Source organism: Pseudomonas sp. NFACC41-3 (assembly GCF_900109505.1).
In the GTDB taxonomy this organism is placed as follows: Bacteria; Pseudomonadota; Gammaproteobacteria; order Pseudomonadales; family Pseudomonadaceae; genus Aquipseudomonas; species Aquipseudomonas chlororaphis.
The window spans coordinates 1,657,836-1,677,283 of the sequence record NZ_FOAE01000001.1 but is presented as its reverse complement, the minus strand read 5'-3'; the positions used below and the strand labels follow the sequence as shown (position 1 = coordinate 1,677,283).

The following is a 19,448-nucleotide window of genomic DNA, read 5'->3' as shown; positions in this document are numbered from 1 at the left end:
TGGCGACTATCTTGGGCAAGCCTTGCGGTTCCATCTATCCACTTTAAGCAGCACCAAAGCGCACCAAAAGAGTGCGCAAGGTTCCTTCATGACAGCGTCGACAGCTCTCCAGGTCCAGGCCTTCAACACCTTCGATGTGGCCGATCAGATCCGTGCCACCCCGGGTTGGGTGCAGCATTACCAGCAGATGTCGCCCGGGCATTTCGCCGGGCAAGTGCGTTATCTGGACCTGCAAGGGGTGCAGATCTACGAGGAATGCATGAACACCCGGGTCGAGCAGAATTTCAGCGCGCCCGAGGACTCCCTGGCGTTCTGTTTCGATCGCAGCGACAACGCCCTGTACCTGCTCAATGGCGAGAGCCGCAACATCTGGATCACCCCGGAGAACTACCAGGAAATCGCCGTGGTGTTCGGCCCGGAATTCGTCCGCGGCCATGGCCTCGACGCGCAGCGCCTCGATGGCCTGTTCCTGGCGCCGCTCAACTGCGGGCAGAACGCCTTGTTCAGCCGCTGGCTCAGCACCACCCTGACGCGCCTGTCGCAGACCCTCGACCCACCGAGTCGCGAAGCCCTGACCCAGCAGTTGCTCGAGGACTGCCTGTTTATCCTCGACAACGCCTGCGTGCGTCTGGACGGTGGCGGCCTGCGCCGGCGCGCCGAGGAGCGGGCGATCATGCAGCGGGTGGCGCAGTGGGCGGCGGACGGCCCGGAAGACAGCCTCAACCTGCTGGAGTTGGCGCAGGTGGCCGGGGTTTCCCTGCGCCAGTTGCAAGGCGCGTTTAAGGCCTTCGCCGGCATGGCGCCGACCCAGTGGCTGCGCCTGCGCCGGCTGAACAGCGCGCACCGCGAACTGCTGCGCCGCGGCCCGGACGAAACCACCGTGGCCGAGGTGGCCATGCGCTGGTCGTTCTGGCACCTCGGGCGGTTTTCCAGCAGCTACCGGGCGCTGTTCAAGGAACTGCCGAGCGAGACCCTGCGCCGCGGCCAGCGTTGAGCTGTTCCTGACCGCGGGCCCGCAGGGTCGGCGCCATTTCCAGCGTCATGCGCGGGGAGGCCTGTCTGCCGAAGGGCGGCGCTGGCCATTGCGGCTCGGCCGCGACGGCTTGGGCTGGTCGTCCTCGTGCGCGCTTGCCGCAGGGTGGTCGCGCAGGTAGCGCCACAGCGCCCGGGCGATGGCATCGCCGTTGACCCCTTTGCCGAAGACCTGCTGGCCGATGCTCAAGCCGAGCTGGCGGTAGCTTTCGAACTGCGCCTCGTCGAAGAACTGGTCGACGGTGGGCTGGTTGGGGAAGGACGTGTTGATCAGCGCGTAGTTCTGCACGTCCGGCGATACCGAGGGGATCAGCCGGGGCTTGAGCACCAGGATGCGACTGACCAGGGTGTCCGGCGCGGTGCAGGCGTAGACGTTGAGCAGCAGCGCGCAATGCGGGTCCGCCGGCGATGGCGCGATCTTGAAGTCCTCCATGCGCCCGAACACTTTGCCCAGTACCTCGTCCCCGGTGATCGCTGCGTCTTCCCTGATCTCCAGGCCGTGGTCGATGCGCGCCAGGCGGATGAGATTGCTCAGGTCGTCGAACCGGTAGTCGGGATCGCAGCCACAGTCGCACATCACGATCAACTCGACCTGGCGTTCCTGGCGCAGCAGTTCATAGGCCGCCGTGTTCTCGAAGTGGCCGCCGTCCGAGAGGTACTGATAGGCGCGCCGATGGCCGTGGAAGTGCGCGGTCAATTCGTAGAACAGGTAGGTCTGGGTCGGCAGCCAGCGCGACAGTTTCAGGCCCAGGGATTGCCTGGGTTTTTCCGGTTTAGCGTCGATAAAGCGGCTGGGCCACCAGTTGCCCAGGCGCACGTTGGCCAGGCCCAGCAGCAGCGACATGCCCAGGCTGGTGGCGCGCCCCAGGCCGGTGGTGAAGGCCGCGCCGGAAACGCCGATCCACTGGCCGATGGTCAGCGGGTAGGCGATTTCCGAAGCGGGGATATTCTCCAGGTCGCGCTGATAGAGCTTGCCGTCGAGGATGAAGGCCCCTTCGCCCTTGACGCTGCCCGGCGCCAGGCACAGCGGCTTGCCCTTGCGGTCGCGCTGCACCAGTTGCTCGGCGGGGTCGACCGTGAGGTTCATGGTCACGTTGATCAGGTGCAGCGGGCCGGCGTTCGGCGTGCCGTAGTAGTGCTCGACGCTGATGTCGTCGTTGCTCAGTGGCTCGGCCACGCTCATGTGCTTGCGCCGTTGCTCGGGCGTGCCGTCGAAGCGCTTGCCGTTGGTGGCGCCCATGTAGGCGCGGACCAGGCGCGCGCTGTAGTAGGACTGCAAGGACGAGGTATTGAGGAAACCGACGAAGCGGCTGCTGACCCAGGTCAGGGCCGCCGCCACCCCGGCCAGCAGGGCCAGCCGCAGCACATGCCCGTCTTCCTGCAGGTCGAAGCTGCCATCGGCGGTGACCCATATCACGAACAGCATCCACGCCAGGCAGACCGCCGCCAGCAACAGCACGCCGCCGATCAGGCTCATGACCTCCAGGGGCAGCAGGCGCAGCCAGCCCGGCAGGCTCTTCTCGTCCCGCAACAGCGCCACGCGGCGCACCAGCCAGATCAGCACCGGGAGAATGCCGATGGTGCCCTGGGTCAGGGTCTGCAGGTGCAGGTAGATCGCTTCGGAGAGCGACACCAGGAACGCGGCGAACAGCAGCACCCCGAGGGCCATGATGATCTGCGACAGCACCCGGGTGACCTCGACCCGGTAGTTGCGCACGGTAAAGATTCCGTCTTCGTCGTTGGCCTTGCGGGTGCGGTATTTCAGGCGCCAGATCAGCAACCAGGCGTAGGCGATGCCCAGCAGCGCGATGGCGGCGAACCCGAGGAACAGGTAGCGTACGTTCGGCCTGTCGTCCGGCTGTTGCAGCAGCGCCCAGATACCGATGAAGACCAGCACCATCACCGTGCAAGCCACGGCCGCCAGGTTGCTCAGGGCCGGAGGATTGCTCAGGCTGTTTTTCGGCAGCACCAGCCAGTAGGCCAGGCAGCAGGGCAGCAAGCCGAGGAGGAACACCGCACCGGGCAGCAGGAACAGATTGGGCACGTACTTCACTTGCAACAGCATCAGCAACGACAGGACCAGGACAATCGGCATGCCGATGACAAAGTGCAGCGACAGCCAGTTGCGCCAGGTGATCGCCAGGGCGTAGAGCGCGTCCCCCGAGCCGGTCGGGGTCAGGTAGCGGCCGTTCTCCCGGAGCCAGGCCGTGGGGCCTTTGCCGATGTCTTTGTCGCTGGCGTTGGCGTAGTCGATGTGGGTACTGATACGTCCCGGCGGCTCGTAGTGCAGGACCTCATAGGCGTTGACCGCCGCGGTCCTGGCCGCTTGCTGGGCGGGCGACAGGTGCGAGGCTTCGGCGCGCTCCTGGGCCTGCTCCCGGCGCAGGCGATTGGGGATGAACAGGCTGGAGAAGAAACTGCCGATATAACCGCCGCCGCTGACCGTGCAGAGGTAGTCGAAACGCGGCAGCAGGGTGGTGGTGAGGTTGTCTTGCGGTGTCTTCGACGGTCGTGGGTTGGCCTGTTCCGGCGCATCGGCCCGGGCCATCGCCTGCAGCACCCCCAGGCAAAAGGTGGCGCTGCGGATGCCACCCCCGGACAGCGCCAGCCCCCAGATCCTGGGAGGCTGGCCGGCCGGCGCGGGAAGGTATTTGAGACCCAATGCAGTACGGCGGTTCTCGATGCGCTTCCTTTCCCCCTCGTAGTGCTGGGCCGAGTCCATGATTGCTCCTTGCAAACTGAAGTAGTGGCATTGTGCAAATAGGATTAAAGCAGAACACTGTCAGATTTTTCCGAATACAAGGAGCAACTCGGGATGAAGTTCACGAAATATTCTTTATTTAGAAATGTAATTAAAAATCATCGGCTTAGAGAGTTAATGCGGCTGTATCAAGATCAATGAATGCCTTGACCGCGGCCTGCAACCGCCGTGTAACTTGCTTGTTACTTGAGGTCACTACTTTGCGTGGGTCGCTATTTCCCGCCCTGTAACTTCAAGGAATTCAACCGCGTATGCCTACTCTCACTCGCAGGAAGCTCATGCAGGCCGCCGCTATCGGCTCGGCCTTTACCTTACTGCCAGACTCCATCCGCCAGGCCCTGGCGATCCCCGCCAACAACCGCACCGGCACTATCCGCGACGTCGAGCACGTGGTGATCCTGATGCAGGAAAACCGCTCCTTCGACCATTACTTCGGCACCTTGCCCGGGGTCCGCGGTTTCAGCGACCGCTTCACCATCCCGCTGCCCGGCAAGCGTTCGGTGTGGGAGCAGCAGGGCATCGGGCGAGTGGTGCTGCCGTATCATCTGGACAGCTCGCGGGGCAACGCGCAGCGGGTCAACGGCACGCCGCATTCGTGGATCGACGAGCACGCGGCCTGGGGCAGCGGGCGCATGAGCGCCTGGCCGACCTTCAAGACCAACACATCCATGGGCTACTACCGCGAGCAGGAGCTGCCGTTCCAGTTCGCCCTGGCCAACACCTTCACCCTGTGCGATGCCTACCACTGCTCGGTGCACGCCGGGACCAACCCCAACCGCCTGTTCCACTGGACCGGCACCAACGGCCCGACCGGCGCCAACGTGGCGGCGGTGGTCAACGAATGGGACGGCCCGGGCGCGGTGGACGTCGGCTACACCTGGAAAACCTACCCCGAGCGCCTGGAAGAGCGGGGCGTCAGCTGGAAGATCTACCAGTACCTGCCGGACAACTTCGGCGACAACCCGCTGGCCGGTTTCCGCCAGTACCGCCGCGCCAGCGTGGCGGCCGGCAACCCGGCGCAGCCGCCGGAAGGCTTCACCGCCTTCGTGCCCTACAGCGATGCGCTGAATGCCCGGGTGCCGCTGTACAAGGGCAATGGCAACACCTTGCCGGCGCGCAGCGGCAGCGACCTGGAAGGCATGATCGCCGGGTTTCGCAACGATGTGCAGCAGGGCAAGTTGCCCAAGGTCAGCTGGATCGTCGCCCCGGCCACCTATTCCGAGCACCCGGGGCCGTCCAGCCCGGTACAGGGCGGCTGGTTCACCCAGGAAATCCTCAAGGCGCTGACCGACAATCCCGAGGTCTGGAGCAAGACCGTGCTGCTGGTCAACTACGACGAGAACGACGGTTTCTTCGACCACCTGCCGTCGCCCTCGGCACCTTCGCGGCGCCTGGACGGCAGCTTCGCCGGCAAGTCCACGGTGGATTTCGACAGTGAGGTATTCACCCACCCGGCGCCACCGGGGACCACCCAGCAACCGCGTCCGGACGGCGGCATCTACGGCCCCGGTCCACGGGTGCCGATGCTGGTGCTGTCGCCCTGGAGCCGCGGCGGCTGGGTCAACTCCCAGGCGTTCGACCACACCTCGGTCCTGCAATTTCTCGAGAAGCGCTTCGGCGTGCGCGAGCCGAACATCAGCGCCTGGCGCCGCGCGGTGTGCGGCGACCTGACTTCGGCCTTCAACTTCGTCAATCCCAACAGCGAAATCCTCCCGCCGCTACACACCACCACCCGCCAGGCCGCGGACCTGTTGCGCCAGCGCCAGGAACAACTGGCCCAGGTGCCGCTGCCGGACCCCAGCCGCCAGCAACTGCCGCAGCAGCAGCGCGTGGCCCGGCCATCGCGGGCCTTGCCGTATCGGCTGAATGTCGAGGCCAAGGCCAAGCGCAAGGCGTTGAGCCTGACCCTGAGCCTGCAGAACAGCGGCGAGCAGGGCGCGGTGTTCCATGTCTACGATCGCCTGCACCTGCTGGACATTCCCCGTCGCTATACGGTGGAGGCGGGCAAGCAGCTCAAGGACAGCTGGCAGACCGCGGGCCGCTACAAGCTGTGGCTGCTGGGGCCTAACGGCTTTCACCGCAGCTTCCACGGCAATCTGCTGGAGCGTCAGCCCGAGGTGTCGATGTTCAGCCGCGGCAACAACCTGCAACTGACCCTGAGCAACCCGGGCAAGGAGCCGGTGTCGATCACCATCGAGCGTTGCCCCTACACCCACCAGGGGCCATGGCGTTTCGATGTGCCCGGGCGCAGCGAGGTCCACCAGATGTTCGCCTGCCAGGCCAGCGGCGGCTGGTACGACCTGACCCTGCGCGGCGAGGGCGGCTGGCTGCGGCGCCTGGCCGGGCGCCTGGAAACCGGTGCGCACAGCATCAGCGACCCGTTGATGGGCGTGTAAACCGCGCAATCGTGCCCGGCCCGCAAGGGGCCGGGCGCTGTTTCAACAGCCGACCGGGTGCTTCACCTGGATCTCTTCAGTCCCTGGGACCCTGGTTCCAGGGCACCCGCCGATGTTCCCCAGCAGACGAAAACCAGAACCCAATCACACGAAAGGACTTGGTTTGCCTAATGAATATTAATTAGAATCAGTCTCATTTGAATAATCCTTCGCGCAGGGCTCTTGACATGATTGAAGCAGCGACGCCACCGGAGCAAAGCCTACATGCCCTGTACCGCGATCATCGCAGCTGGCTCGAGAGCTGGTTGCGCCAGCGGATGGGCAACGCCTGGGATGCGGCGGACCTGAGCCAGGACACCTTCCTGCGCGTGCTCACCAGCTCCCAACAGCTGGTCGACCTGCGCGAACCACGGGCCTACCTGGTGACCGTGGGCAAGCGCCTGCTGAGCAACTTCTATACCCGGCGCAAACTGGAACAGGCTTACCTGGACGCGCTGGCCAGCCTGCCCGAAGACAGCGTGCCGTCCCCGGAACAGCGCTGGGTGCTGCTGGAAACCCTGCAAGCCCTCGACGAATTGCTCGACGGCCTGCCGCCCTTGGTGCGCCGGGCGTTTCTCTGGAGCCAGCTGGAAGGGCTGGGCTACCGCGAGATCGCCGAACGCCTCGACGTCTCGGAACGCACCGTCAAGCGCTACATGGCCCAGGCCTACGAACACTGCCTGCTGGTGGAGCTGTGATGCGCTCGGCGCCGTCCAGCGAAACCCGCGAGGTGGCCCGCGCGGCGGCCCAATGGCTGGCGCTGCTGGAGTCCGGCGCGGCCAACGCCGACGATCACGCGCGCTTGCAGCACTGGCGCAACAGCAACAGCCGTCACGAAAGCGCCTGGCAGAAGGCGCAGCTGCTGCGCCAGCGTTTCTCCGCGCTGCCTTCGGCGCTGGCGATGGCTACCCTGGACCGGCGTCCCGAGCCGTCGCGGCGCGCGGTCCTCAAGCGTGCCCTCGGCGTCGCCGCGCTGGTGCCGACCGCCTGGCTGCTGGGGCGCCAGCTGCCCCTGGACGTATGGCGCGCCGACCTGCAGACCGGCACCGGCGAACATCGCAAATTATCCCTGGCCGATGGCAGCGCCTTGCAGTTGAACACCGCCAGCGCGGTCAACGTCGACCTGGGCGCCCGGCAGGTGACCCTGGTGCGCGGCGAGATGGCGCTCAAGGTCACCGGCAGCGCGCCGCTGACCATCCAGGCGCCTTATGGCCGCATCGTCGTCAGCCGCAGCGAAGTCTGCGTGCGTCTCAACGAACACGATTGCCGGGTGTCGGTGGTCAGCGGCTCGGTGCAGCTGCAACCCTTGTTCGGCCCGCAACTGCTGTTGCGCGAAGGCCAGCGGGTGCGGCTGCGAGTGGACGGCGCCGGGCAGATCGATGCCTTCGACGCGCAGTTGCCGGGCTGGCGCGATGGCGTGCTGATGGCGCAGAACCAGCCCCTGGGGGATTTCCTGCGCGAGCTCGGTCGTTATCGTCCGGGCCTGCTGCGCTGGGATCCGGAACTGGAAGCCCTGCGCGTCACCGGCAGCTTCCGTCTCGACAACACCGACCGCGTGCTGTCGCTGCTGGCCGCCAGCCTGCCGCTGGAGGTGCATTCGCGCACCCGTTATTGGGTCACCCTGACTTCGGCAAAAGAACCCCCGCAAAAAAATATTGGCTGAAGCCTGTCCCTTTTTTTCGCCTCGCCGGTCATTCCAGGTAAGTGAACAAAAAACGAGAGCTTCCTCCCATGCCCGTAGTATTGCCATACCGTTTGCGTCCGGTTTCCCCCGGACTGTTGCAGTTGGGCCTCATCCTGACACTCAGTTCCAGCCCGTTATTCATCCAGGCCAGCCTGGCCGACGACGCTGCGCGGCGCAGCTATCAGGTGCCGGCCGGCCCGCTGAGTGCCGCGCTGACCCGTTTCGCCGGCCTCGCCGGAGTCAACCTGTCGGTGGACCCTCAGCTGGTCAGCGGCCGCAACAGCGGCGGCCTGTCCGGCGAGTACGGGGTGGAGGAGGGCTTTGCCCGCTTGCTGCAAGGCTCCGGCCTGCAACTGCAACCGGTGGGTGAGCAGGCGTACATCCTGACCCCGGCGCCGCAAGGCAGCAGCCTGCAACTGGCGCCGACTTCGATTCTCGGCGCCAGCGGCGCGACCGACAGCGACGTCTTCGCCGGTGGCCAGGTGGCGCGCCGTGGCTCGCAAGGCCTGCTGGGCTCGAAGGACTTCATGGAAACGCCGTTCAGCATGACCACCTACACCAGCGAAGTGGTGAAGAACCAGCAGGCGCGGACCCTCGGCGACCTGATCGCCAGCGACCCCTCGGTGCGCGCCACCAACCCGGCGGGCGGCCGTTACGAGCAGTTCACCATCCGCGGCTTCAGCCTGTTCAACAGCGATGTCGCCTACAACGGCCTGTACGGTGTGCTGCCGACCTACACCATCGACATGGAAATGGCCGACCGGGTGGACATCCTCAAGGGCCCGACCCAGTTGATCAACGGCATCTCGCCGCGGGGCAGCGTCGGCGGCGGGATCAACGTGGTGCCCAAGCGTGCCACCGACAAGCCCATCACCGAGTTCACCGGCAGCTACGCCTCGGACAGCCAAGTGGGCGGCGCGGTGGACATCGGCCGGCGCTTCGGCGAGGACAACAAGTTCGGCGTGCGCCTGAACGCGGTCAAGCAATCCGGCGACACCAAGTGGGACCACCAGAGCGTCGACCGCGAAATGGCCGTGCTGGGCCTGGACTTCCGTGGCGAACGCCTGCGCCTGTCGACCGACATCGGCCACACCGAGCGCGACACCGACGCGCCCCAGGAGCGGGTGCAGATAGGCGCCAACGCCAAGGTGCCGGACGCCGACGATGTGCGGCACAACTATGCGCAGTCCTGGAGCAAGGCACGCACCAAGGACACCTTCGGTACGGTCAACGCCGAATACGACGTCAACGACTCGATCATGCTGTACGGCGGCGTCGGCGCGCGCAAAAGCAACCACGACTTCCTCCGGCATGCGGTGTCGATCACCAACGACGCCGGCGACTTCAGCGTCCAGCCGCGCGACTTCACCCGCGACGAAAACGTGCGCACCACCACGGCGGGCGTGCGCAGCTGGTTCCACACCGGCCCGGTGAGCCATGAGGTCAACCTGGCGGCCAGCTACTTCTACATGGATTTCGAAAACGGCGGCGCGCGCTATGCCGCGTCCCCCAGCAACCTCTATAACCCACGGCCGACGCCGACCCCGTCGCGGCCGACGCGTTTCGACCCCAAGGTCTACACCGAGAACCGCTTCAGCGGCGTGGCGCTGTCCGACACCCTGGGCTTCTTCGATGACCGCCTGCTGCTGACCCTCGGCGCGCGCTGGCAACGGGTCAAGGTCGACGACTGGAGCGACGGCGTCAAAGGCGACACCGCCTACGACGAGGAAAAGGTCTCGCCTTCGGGCGGCCTGCTGTTCAAGGCCACCGACCAGTTGTCGCTGTACGTCAACTACATGGAAGGCCTGAGCCAGGGCAAGATCGCGCCGTCGACCTCGATCAACGAAGACGAAATCTTCCCGCCGTTCATCAGCCGCCAGGTCGAGGCCGGCGCCAAGTACGACGCCGGAGTCTTTGCCCTGACTGCCGCGGTGTTCCGCATCAAGCAGCCGGCCTACGAGACCAACGCCACCACCCGGGTTTTCGGCCCGAACGGCAAGCGCCAGAACGACGGTGTCGAGCTCAGCGTGTTCGGTGAACCACTCAAGGGCTTCCGCCTGCTGGGCGGGGTGATGTACATCGACAGCGAACTGAAGGACACCACCAACGGCACCTTCGACGGCAACCGCGCACCGGCCACGCCGAAGTACAACGTCAACCTGGGGGCCGAATGGGACGTGCCGAAGGTCCAGGGCCTGACCCTGACCGCACGCGGCATCTATTCCAGCTCGCAGTACCTGGACCAGGCCAACAGCAAGGAAATCGACTCCTGGGAGCGTTTCGACCTGGGCGCGCGCTACGCCTTCAAGCTCGACGACAAGGACATCACCTTGCGCGCCAATGTCGAGAACGTGCTGGACAAGCGTTACTGGAGTTCGGCCGGGGCCTCGGACGACAGCGAGCCGGGCTTGACCCTGGCGACTCCCCGGACCCTGTTGCTCTCGGCAACCGTGGGTTTCTAAGAAGCGAAGCGGACCAGCGCCACAGGGAAGGGCGCACCGCCGTGTTGGTCATGACCGGTTCCTTTGGTCGAGGAAGAAAGTATGTCCGTTATCAGTTGATCAACTTGCTCGCCTCTTGAATGAGGTGTTGGCCATTTAATGGCAACTAATGAAGTTGTCGGAAAGATGGCAATAACATGGCAGTTTTATACGTCATAAATGACGCTTTACCAAGTTTATAAACTTGGTTTTTGGCGTGGGCGCGATAATTAACTTATATCCGCAAGTACCATGCGACTATTCCAAATAAGTTTGAATAAGTAGTTGCGCGTTTTTATTAATGATAATAATTTGCATGTCGAATTTAACGAGGGTGAACAGATGTTGAATGATGGCATATTGCGCACTAGTCCTCTGCAAAAAACCAATGCCGACTATCTGGCCCGGCAAGGCAAGTTCGAATCCAATGTGCGCAGTTATCCGCGCAAGTTGCCGCTGGCCATCGCCAAGGCGCATGGGGTCTGGGTCACTGACGTCGAAGGCAAGACCTACCTGGACTGCCTGGCCGGCGCCGGCACCCTGGCCCTGGGGCACAACCACCCGGCGATCATGGCCAGTCTCGACAGTTTCCTGGCCTCGGGCCTGCCCATGCACACCCTGGACCTGACCACCGTGGTCAAGGACGCCTTCAGTGAAACCCTGCTCAGCCTGCTGCCGGGCCAGGGCCGCGACTACTGCCTGCAATTCTGCGGGCCGTCCGGGGCGGACGCGGTGGAAGCGGCGCTGAAGCTGGCCAAGACCCATACCGGGCGGCACAACGTCATCAGTTTCTCCGGGGCCTACCACGGCATGACCCACGGCGCCCTGGCGCTGACCGGCAATACCGCGCCCAAGCACGCCATCGCCGGCCTGATGCCGGGCGTGCAGTTCATGCCGTACCCCCACGAATACCGCTGCCCGCTGGGGATCGGCGGTGAGGCCGGGGTCGAGGCGCTGACCCATTACTTCACCCAGTTCATCGAAGACGTGGAAAGCGGCGTGTCGCTGCCGGCGGCAGTGATTCTCGAGGCGGTGCAGGGCGAGGGCGGGGTTAACTGCGCGCCGGCCAGCTGGCTGCGGGCGATCCGCGACGTGACCCGCCAGCACGGCATTGTGCTGATCCTCGACGAAGTGCAGGCCGGTTTTGCCCGCACCGGCAAGATGTTCGCCTTCGAGCACGCCGGCATCGAGCCGGACATGATCGTCATGTCCAAGGCGGTGGGCGGCGGCCTGCCGATGGCGGTGCTGGGCATCAAGCGCGAATTCGATGCCTGGGAGCCGGGCAACCATGCCGGCACCTTCCGCGGCAACCAGATGGCCATGGCCGCGGGCCTGGCGACCCTGCAAGTGTTGCGCGACCAGGGCATCGCGGCCCAGGCTGAGCGCCGCGGGCAGTGGCTCAAGGAGCAACTGACGGCCTTGCAGCAAACCTATCCGGCCCTGGGCCAGGTGCGTGGGCGTGGCCTGATGCTGGGCATCGAGATCGTCGACGAGCGCCAGCCGGCCGACCGCCACGGGCATTTCCCCTCGGACCCGGGCCTGGCCGTGGCCATCCAGCAGCACTGCTTCAAACAGGGCCTGCTGCTGGAGCGCGGCGGACGCCGCGGCAATGTGATCCGCCTGTTGCCGCCGCTGGTCATCGACGACGAACAGTGCCAGCAAGTTATCCAGCGGTTTACCCGCGCAATGGCGGACGCTTTATTGCAGGTACGTGCCTGAAGTGCTGTTTTGAAATGAACCCTGTTCGATGAAAGTGTGTCGTTTTTCACACTTTGAAGTCTTGGTTTAATAACTGTCGGGCGACAGGTTTTTCTTGTTAAAGGTTGCAGGAAAGTGCGAGCGGACGAGTTCGTTCGACGGGTATCTGTCGGCTTTTGGTATGGCCCAAGAGCAACTAACTATTTGCCGCGACAGTACGTAACCAGTGACCGCACGGGCTACTGTGGAGCATGTATGAATTATTCGGATCGCGATGTTTTGTCAAAGCATGTTTTATCGAAGATGGTCAGTGAGCTGGCGACTACTCGCGCCTTGCTCAATTGCCTGATCAAAGAGTTCGCCTTGCCGGAAAACTGCCTCAGTTACAGCTGGCCGACACAGATGCAGGGCATCGCGCCCGGCAGTTACCTGGACGGCCTGGAATGGAAGGGCATCCCGCTGACCATCGACCTGCCCAACCGGCAACAGTTCTTCGTCATGGTCGACCGCCGCGACCACCTGGGCAGCCACCGTTACCTGTCGGACGTGTATGCCCGGCGCGACGCAGGCGAGACCTGGCGCTGCCTGGCCTTTGCCGAATTCGTCGAGCAGTTGCTCGGCGCCTGCGAGCACATGACCCGGGCCAGCAACGACGAACTCCTGGACCAGGTGCTGCAAAGCCAGTCGCTGACCGCCGCCATCGTCGCCCACAACATGGACGGCCAGGGCCCGGCGCCGCTGAGCGGCTACCTGGCCAGCGAGCAGGGCCTGTGGTTCGGCCACCCCAACCATCCGGCGCCCAAGGCGCGGCTGTGGCCGGCACACCTGGCCCAGGAAACCTACGCCCCGGAATTCCAGGCCGAGACCGCGTTGCACCTGTTCGAAGTGCCGCGCCAGGGCCTGCGGGTGACCGCCAGCGGCCTCAGCGAAGAGCAGGTGATGGCCGGTTTCGCCGACCAGGGCCGGGCACGCCCGGGGCACGCGATGATCTGCATGCACCCGGTGCAGGCCGAGCTGTTCATGCAGGACCGCCGCGTGCAGCGCCTGCTGGAGCTGGGCGAGGTGGTCGACCATGGGGCCACCGGGCCGGTGGCCAGCCCGACGGCCTCGATGCGCACCTGGTACATCGAGGGCCACGACTTTTTCATCAAGGGCTCGCTGAACGTGCGCATCACCAATTGCGTGCGCAAGAACGCCTGGTACGAGCTGGAAAGCACGCTGATCATCGACCAGCTGTTCCAGCGCCTGCAGCGGACCCAGGCCGAAACCCTCGGCGGGCTGTCGGCGGTGGCCGAGCCGGGTTCCATGAGCTGGGCCCCGGCCCAGGCCAGCGAAGCCGATGCCCATTGGTTCCGCGAACAGACCGGGGCGATCCTGCGGGAGAACTTCTGCCGCCGCGCCGGCGCCGAGCGCAGCGTGATGGCCGGCACCCTGTTCGCCCGCGACATCCATTCGCGGCCGCTGGTGCATGACTTCCTGCAAGGTTTCAACGCCAGTGAACTGGTGGACGAGCAGCTGGTGGACTGGTTCGACCAGTACCAGGCGCTGCTGCTGCGGCCGGTGCTGGCGCTGTTCTTCAACCATGGCGTGGTGATGGAGCCGCACCTGCAGAACAGCGTGCTGATCCACGACCAGGGCCAGCCGCAACAGCTGCTGCTGCGGGACTTCGAGGGGGTCAAGCTTACCGATGAGCTGGGCATGGCGCAGATCGAGGTCGGCCTGCACCCGCGGGTGCGCCAGTCGCTGCTGTATTCCCGCGAGCAGGGCTGGAGCCGGATCACCTATTGCCTGCTGATCAACAACCTGTCGGAAGCGGTGCTGGCCCTGAGCTGGGAACGCCCGCACCTGGCGCCGCTGATGTGGCAACGGGTCGAGCAACAGCTGCGGCGCATCCGTGACGAGCTGGTACGCCCGGCGCCGGAACTGGACGCGCTGATCGCCGGCCAGCCGATTGCCTGCAAGACCAACCTCAAGGTGCGCCTGGCCGCCAAGGCCGACCGCCAGGCCGGCTACGTCAGCCTGAGTTCGCCGTGGAGCGAGGAGGCCCGTTATGGCTGAGTTGTCCCAGGCGGTCCTGCGCGCCATCGAGCTGGCCCGGGCCGGCAGTGCCGACCCGCTGGCGGCCTTTATCTACGACCTGGACGCCTTGCAGGCCCATGTGCGCCAAGTGATGGCGGCGTTGCCGACCGGGGTCGAGCTGTATTACGCGATCAAGGCCAACAGCGAGGCGCCGGTATTGGCGGCGCTGGCCCCGCTGGTCAGTGGTTTCGAGATTTCCTCGGGTGGCGAGATCGAGCGGGTGGTGGCCTGTCCGACCCGCAAGCCCTATGTGTTTTCCGGCCCGGGCAAGCTCGATTCCGACCTGCGCGCGGCCCTGGCCCATCAGGTGGAAGCGGTGCACCTGGAAAGCCTCAACGAGATCGAGCGCCTGCAACGCCTGGCCGAAGAAGCCGGGCGAGTACAGCCGGTATTCATCCGCATCAACCCGCAGTTGCCGCAGAACCAGTCGAGCCGGCTGGCCATGGCCGGCACCGCCACGCCGTTCGGCATCGACGAGGCGGAACTGGCCGAGGCCGTGCAAAGAGTCGACCGCGCCAGCCATCTGCGCCTCAAGGGTTTCCATGTGCACGCCATGTCCCACCAGCAGTCGGTGGAGCGCCATGAGCAGTTGCTGGATTTCTACCTGCAACGCTGGCCGCTGTGGAAGGCCCTGGCGGCGCACCCCGAGCAACTGACCCACCTGAATGTCGGCGGCGGCATCGGCGTCGATTACCTCAGTGGCCAGCAGTTCGACTGGCAGCGCCTGTGCCGCTACCTGGAACGCCGGCTGGCGGAGCAGGGCGCTCAGGCGCCGATCCTGCGCTTCGAGCCGGGGCGCTTTATCAGCGCCTTCTGCGGTTACTACGTGATCGAGGTGCTGGACACCAAGACCAGCCACGGCGAGCACTTCCTGGTGTGTCGCGGCGGCACCCATCAGTTCCGCCTGCCCGCGGCGCAGAGCCACGATCACCCGCTGATTCACCTGCCGCGCGTGCCGCAGCCGGCGCACAGCGCGGAGCAGGCCTGGACCGTGGTCGGCCAGCTGTGCACGCCCAAGGATGTGCTGAGCCGGGCCCAGCCGCTCAAGGGCGTCAGCGTCGGCGACCTGCTGGTGCTGCCGATGGCCGGGGCCTATGGCTACAACATTTCCCACGCCGATTTCCTCTGTCATCCACGGCCGGCGCAGCACTTCCTGCGCCAGGGTGAATTGCTCGAAGGAGCCGGTCTGTGAGTTTCAAGGCACCGCGCGCTTGGGTGGTGGTCAACGTGCTGCTTGGCACTATGACCGTCAGCCTCAACAACAGCTCACTGAACCCGGCGTTGCCGGCGTTCATGCAGGCGTTCGCCATCGGCCCGCTGATGGCTACCTGGATAGTCGCGGCCTTCATGACCAGCATGGGCATGACCATGCCGCTGACCAGCTTCCTCAGCCAGCGCCTGGGCCGCCGGCGCCTGTACCTGTGGGGCGTGGCGCTGTTTATCGGCGGTTCGCTGCTCGGAGCCCTGGCCGATTCCATCGCCCTGGTGATCGCCGCGCGGGTGGTGCAGGGGATCGCCAGCGGGCTGATGATCCCGCTGTCCCTGGCGATCATCTTTTCGGTGTACGCCAAGGACGAGCGCGGCCGGGTCACCGGCCTGTGGGGCGCGGCGGTGATGCTGGCGCCGGCGGTGGGCCCGCTGTGCGGCAGCCTGCTGCTGGAGTGGTTCAGCTGGCGCTCGCTGTTTTTGATGAACGTGCCGATCGGCGTCGTCGCGCTGCTGATGGGCCTTGCGGTCTTGCCGGCCTCCGAGCCGGCCGAGCGCAAGCCGTTCGACCTGGCCGGCTACCTGCTGATTGCCTCGGGCATCGGCCTGCTGATGATCGCCATCAGTCGTCTGCACCACGCCGCCGCGCTGGCCAATCCGCTGAATCTGGGCCTGCTGCTGGTGGCGCTGCTGTGCCTGGCGGCCTTTGTCCGCCTGGAGCTGCGCCGCGAGGCGCCGCTGCTCAACCTGCGGATCTTCGCCCTGCGCGGTTACCGCCTGAGCGTGATCATCGCCGTGGTGCAGTCGGTGGGCATGTTCGAGTGCCTGGTGCTGCTGCCGTTGCTGGTGCAGACGGTGCTCGGCTACAGCGCGATCTGGACCGGCCTGGCGCTGCTCTGCACGGCGGTGTTCGCCAGCCTGTTCGGGCGCATGGGCGGCAGCGCCCTGGATCGCCACGGGCCGCGCCGGGTGGTGTCCATCGGCCTGCTGCTGACCGGGCTGTCGACCCTGGCCCTGGGCCTGCTTCCGGCCAATGCGGCGATCGGCCTGGTGTTCGCGCTGATGATGCTGCGCGGCGCCGGCCTGGGCCTGTCCTACATGCCGGTGACCACCGCCGGGCTGAATGCCTTGCCCGAGCCGATGGTCACCCAGGGCGCGGCGATGAACAACATCTCGCGGCGCCTGGTGTCGTCCCTGGGCATTGTCATCGCCTCGCTGTGGCTGGAGTTCCGCCTGGTCGATGGCGGCGTGCAGGCCCAGGCGGGCATGTCGTCCGCCATCAGCGAGGTGTTCGTGGCCACCGGCCTGCTGATCCTGCTGGCGTTGCCCTGCGCCTGGCGTTTTCCCCTTTCCGACGAGACCGCCGAGGCTGTGCCCGGCGCCCTCGAACACCGTTAACCCTTCTTTGCACAAGGTATGAACATGGCGACTGCAATCTCGACAACCTCAAGCCAGCCCTCCGGCCCCGGTGCCTGGCTGGCCACGGTGGATGCGCGTATCGGCGAAAAAGTCCAGCAGCGGGTGGTCGGCCAGCTGTTGCAGACCCTGCTGTATGAAGGCGTGCTGCCGTTCGACAGCCAGCCGCTGACCGGTGCCTCGCACGGCCATGACAGCGGCCAGCGGCGTTTCGTGGTGCGCGGCATCGACGGCCAGCAGCAGCGGGTGGAATACCACTGCAACGGCCTGCTCAGCGCCAGCTTCGATTTGATCCGCCTCGATTCCGCCAGCCTGGAACGCCTCGACAGCCGTGGCCAGCGCAGCGTGCCGGATCTGCACCAGGCCCTGGCCGAGCTGCTCGGCGACTATCAGGACAGCCCGCACCTGGGGCGTTTCATCCAGGAGCTGGAGCAGACCCAGCTCAAGGATCTGCAAGCGCGCAGCCAGGGCTACCAGGCCGAAAAGCCGGCCCACGAGCTGGACGTGGACGCCCTGGAGCAGCACTTCATGGACGCCCACAGCTACCACCCGTGCTACAAGTCGCGCATCGGCTTTTCCCTGGCGGACAACCAGGCCTACGGCCCGGAATTCGCCACGCCGATCGCTGTGGTGTGGCTGGCGGTCGCGCGCAACCGGGCCTCGCTCAACCATTCGCGGAAACTCGACTTCCCGGCCTTTATCCGCCAGGAGCTGGGCGCCGCGCGCTGGCAGCAGGTCGAGCAACAACTGGCCAGCCAGGGCAGGGCGCTGGACGACTACCAGCTGCTGCCGGTGCACCCGTGGCAGTGGGAAAACCTGATTGTCCCGACCTTCTACCCGGAGCTGCTCAGCGGCGAGCTGATCTACCTCGGCACCTCGGGTGACCAGTACAAGGCCCAGCAGTCGATCCGCACCCTGGCCAACGCTACGGCCAAGCAGCGGCCGTACGTCAAGCTGGCCATGAGCATGACCAACACCTCCAGCACGCGCATCCTGGCCCGGCACACGGTGCTGAACGGGCCGATCATCACCGACTGGCTGCAACAGCTGATCGCCAGCGACAGCACCGCGCGCCAACTGGATTTCGTGATCCTCGGCGAAGTGGCCGGGGTCAGCTTCGACTACCAGCACCTGCCTGAGTCCCGCAGTCCCCAGGCCTACGGCACCCTGGGGGCGATCTGGCGCGAAAGCCTCCATCAGTACCTCAAGGCGGACGAGCAGGCGGTGCCGTTCAATGGCCTGAGCCATGTGGAGAACCGCTACGGCACAGGGCCGCAGCAGCCGTTCATCGACGCCTGGATCCGCCAGTACGGCCTGCAGGCCTGGACCCGCCAACTGTTGCAGGTGACGGTGCCGCCGATCATCCACATGCTCTACGCCGAAGGCATCGGCATGGAATCCCACGGCCAGAACATCGTGCTGATCGTCAAAGAGGGCTGGCCGCAGCGCATCGCCCTCAAGGACTTCCACGATGGCGTGCGTTACTCGCCGGCGCACCTGGCGCGTCCCGAACTGTGCCCGGAGCTGGTGCCGCTGCCGGCCAGCCACGCCAAGCTCAATCGCAACTCGTTCATCCTCACGGATGACGTCAACGCGGTACGGGATTTCTCCTGCGACTGCTTCTTCTTTATCTGCCTGGCGGAAATGGCGATCTTCCTGCGCCAGCACTACCAGCTCGACGAAGGCCAGTTCTGGCAAATGACCGCCGAGGTAATCCTCGACTACCAGGACGCCCATCCGCAGCACCGCGACCGTTTCGGCCTGTTCGACGTGTTCGCGCCGAGCTACGAGGTCGAAGAGCTGACCAAGCGCCGCCTGCTGGGCGACGGCGAGCGACGCTTCAAGTCGGTGCCCAACCCACTTCATGCCTACAGGCCGCAAGCATGCTGAGAAGCAACCAGCTGAAACGCAAACTGGCGGCCGGGCAAACGGTGTACGGGTTGATCAGTTCGATCCCGGCGCCGGCGGCCATCGAGCTGATCGCCGAGGCCGGGTTCGACTTCGTGATCATCGACATGGAGCACGTGCTGATCAATCCGGAAACCGTCGAGCACATGATCCGCACCGCCGAGGCCTACGAGCTGACGCCGCTGGTGCGCGTCGCCGACCTCAACCCCAAGACAATGCTGCGCCTGCTCGACGGTGGCGCCCAGGGCATCGTGCTGCCGATGATCGAGTCCGCCGAGCAGTTGCAGGCGGCGATTGCCGCCTGCAAATACCACCCGCTGGGCCAGCGCAGCCTCAACGCCGGGCGCCCCGGCAGTTTCGGCAAGCACAGCCTGGCGCAGTACGTGGGGCAGGCTAACGAGCAGATCATGCTGGTGGCGATGATCGAAAGCGCCGCCGGCGTGCGCAACGCCGCGCAGATCGCCGCGGTGCCGGGCCTGGACATGATCCTCGAAGGCGCGGCCGATCTCTCGCAATCCCTCGGCATGCCCTGGCAGATCGACCAGCCGACGGTCCAGCAGGCGCTGCTCGACAGCTGGCAGGCCGCGGACCATGCCGGCGTGGCGTATTGCGCCATTCCCCGGCAGGCCGGCGACCTGGGACGCTGGCGCGAGCGTGGGGTCCGGGCCTTTGTCCTCGGCGACGAACGCGGCATTGCCTTTCGTGCTCTCCAGGCCAGGTTGGCCACCCTTTCTCTAGAAGGAAAATAA

The 19,448-nt window shown here is 65.5% G+C and carries 12 protein-coding genes; 11 read left to right on the top strand and 1 reads right to left on the bottom strand.

Annotation, left to right across the window (positions count from 1 at the left end):
* The first annotated feature begins 88 nt into the window (after positions 1–88).
* A complete protein-coding gene (locus tag BMY68_RS07585) occupies positions 89–994 on the top strand; it encodes a helix-turn-helix domain-containing protein (RefSeq protein WP_009043999.1) in 906 nt (301 codons plus the stop codon).
* A 45-nt stretch (positions 995–1,039) separates the two neighbouring features.
* Here BMY68_RS07585 and BMY68_RS07580 read toward each other — a convergent pair whose 3' ends face one another.
* Complete coding sequence (locus BMY68_RS07580; protein ID WP_085530786.1) at positions 1,040–3,754, bottom strand: hypothetical protein; 2,715 nt, start codon at positions 3,752–3,754, stop codon at positions 1,040–1,042.
* A gap of 290 nt (positions 3,755–4,044) precedes the next feature.
* Here BMY68_RS07580 and BMY68_RS07575 point away from each other — a divergent pair, with 290 nt between their 5' ends.
* The 10 genes from BMY68_RS07575 to BMY68_RS07530 all read left to right on the top strand — a co-directional run bounded on the left by BMY68_RS07575 (position 4,045) and on the right by BMY68_RS07530 (position 19,448).
* A complete protein-coding gene (locus BMY68_RS07575) occupies positions 4,045–6,189 on the top strand; it encodes a phosphocholine-specific phospholipase C (protein ID WP_009043997.1) in 2,145 nt (714 codons plus the stop codon).
* 227 nt (positions 6,190–6,416) lie between these two features.
* Complete coding sequence (locus tag BMY68_RS07570; RefSeq protein WP_007925423.1) at positions 6,417–6,926, top strand: sigma-70 family RNA polymerase sigma factor; 510 nt, start codon at positions 6,417–6,419, stop codon at positions 6,924–6,926.
* A complete protein-coding gene (locus BMY68_RS07565) occupies positions 6,926–7,891 on the top strand; it encodes a FecR domain-containing protein (RefSeq protein WP_009043996.1) in 966 nt (321 codons plus the stop codon). The genes BMY68_RS07570 and BMY68_RS07565 overlap by 1 nt, the downstream gene beginning before the upstream one ends.
* Before the next feature lie 68 nt (positions 7,892–7,959).
* Positions 7,960–10,374, top strand: coding sequence for a TonB-dependent receptor (locus BMY68_RS07560; RefSeq protein WP_085530787.1), 2,415 nt, complete (start codon positions 7,960–7,962; stop codon positions 10,372–10,374).
* Positions 10,375–10,734: 360 nt separating this feature from the next.
* Positions 10,735–12,111 carry a diaminobutyrate--2-oxoglutarate transaminase gene (locus BMY68_RS07555; protein ID WP_085531553.1) on the top strand — a complete coding sequence of 459 codons (1,377 nt, stop codon included), beginning with the start codon at positions 10,735–10,737 and terminating at the stop codon, positions 12,109–12,111.
* Positions 12,112–12,345: 234 nt separating this feature from the next.
* Complete coding sequence (locus tag BMY68_RS07550) at positions 12,346–14,148, top strand: IucA/IucC family protein (protein WP_085530788.1); 1,803 nt, start codon at positions 12,346–12,348, stop codon at positions 14,146–14,148.
* Positions 14,141–15,361 carry a type III PLP-dependent enzyme gene (locus BMY68_RS07545; RefSeq protein WP_085530789.1) on the top strand — a complete coding sequence of 407 codons (1,221 nt, stop codon included), beginning with the start codon at positions 14,141–14,143 and terminating at the stop codon, positions 15,359–15,361. Before BMY68_RS07550 ends, BMY68_RS07545 begins: the two co-directional genes overlap by 8 nt.
* On the top strand, positions 15,358–16,773 hold the full coding sequence (locus BMY68_RS07540) for a DHA2 family efflux MFS transporter permease subunit (RefSeq protein ID WP_085530790.1): 1,416 nt from the start codon (positions 15,358–15,360) through the stop codon (positions 16,771–16,773). Before BMY68_RS07545 ends, BMY68_RS07540 begins: the two co-directional genes overlap by 4 nt.
* Positions 16,774–16,791: 18 nt before the next feature.
* Positions 16,792–18,681, top strand: a complete 1,890-nt coding sequence (locus tag BMY68_RS07535) for an IucA/IucC family protein (protein WP_175534814.1) — start codon at positions 16,792–16,794, stop codon at positions 18,679–18,681.
* Positions 18,675–19,448 (top strand): HpcH/HpaI aldolase family protein, encoded by a 774-nt coding sequence (locus tag BMY68_RS07530; RefSeq protein ID WP_085530791.1) that lies wholly within the window; start codon positions 18,675–18,677, stop codon positions 19,446–19,448. Before BMY68_RS07535 ends, BMY68_RS07530 begins: the two co-directional genes overlap by 7 nt.

Bases quoted from the DNA above. Each gene is read 5' to 3' on its own strand.
- BMY68_RS07585 (WP_009043999.1), top strand. From the start codon at position 89: ATGACAGCGTCGACAGCTCTCCAGGTCCAGGCCTTCAACACCTTCGAT.
- BMY68_RS07580 (WP_085530786.1), bottom strand. From the start codon at position 3,754: ATGGACTCGGCCCAGCACTACGAGGGGGAAAGGAAGCGCATCGAGAAC.
- BMY68_RS07575 (WP_009043997.1), top strand. From the start codon at position 4,045: ATGCCTACTCTCACTCGCAGGAAGCTCATGCAGGCCGCCGCTATCGGC.
- BMY68_RS07570 (WP_007925423.1), top strand. From the start codon at position 6,417: ATGATTGAAGCAGCGACGCCACCGGAGCAAAGCCTACATGCCCTGTAC.
- BMY68_RS07565 (WP_009043996.1), top strand. From the start codon at position 6,926: ATGCGCTCGGCGCCGTCCAGCGAAACCCGCGAGGTGGCCCGCGCGGCG.
- BMY68_RS07560 (WP_085530787.1), top strand. From the start codon at position 7,960: ATGCCCGTAGTATTGCCATACCGTTTGCGTCCGGTTTCCCCCGGACTG.
- BMY68_RS07555 (WP_085531553.1), top strand. From the start codon at position 10,735: ATGTTGAATGATGGCATATTGCGCACTAGTCCTCTGCAAAAAACCAAT.
- BMY68_RS07550 (WP_085530788.1), top strand. From the start codon at position 12,346: ATGAATTATTCGGATCGCGATGTTTTGTCAAAGCATGTTTTATCGAAG.
- BMY68_RS07545 (WP_085530789.1), top strand. From the start codon at position 14,141: ATGGCTGAGTTGTCCCAGGCGGTCCTGCGCGCCATCGAGCTGGCCCGG.
- BMY68_RS07535 (WP_175534814.1), top strand. From the start codon at position 16,792: ATGAACATGGCGACTGCAATCTCGACAACCTCAAGCCAGCCCTCCGGC.
- BMY68_RS07530 (WP_085530791.1), top strand. From the start codon at position 18,675: ATGCTGAGAAGCAACCAGCTGAAACGCAAACTGGCGGCCGGGCAAACG.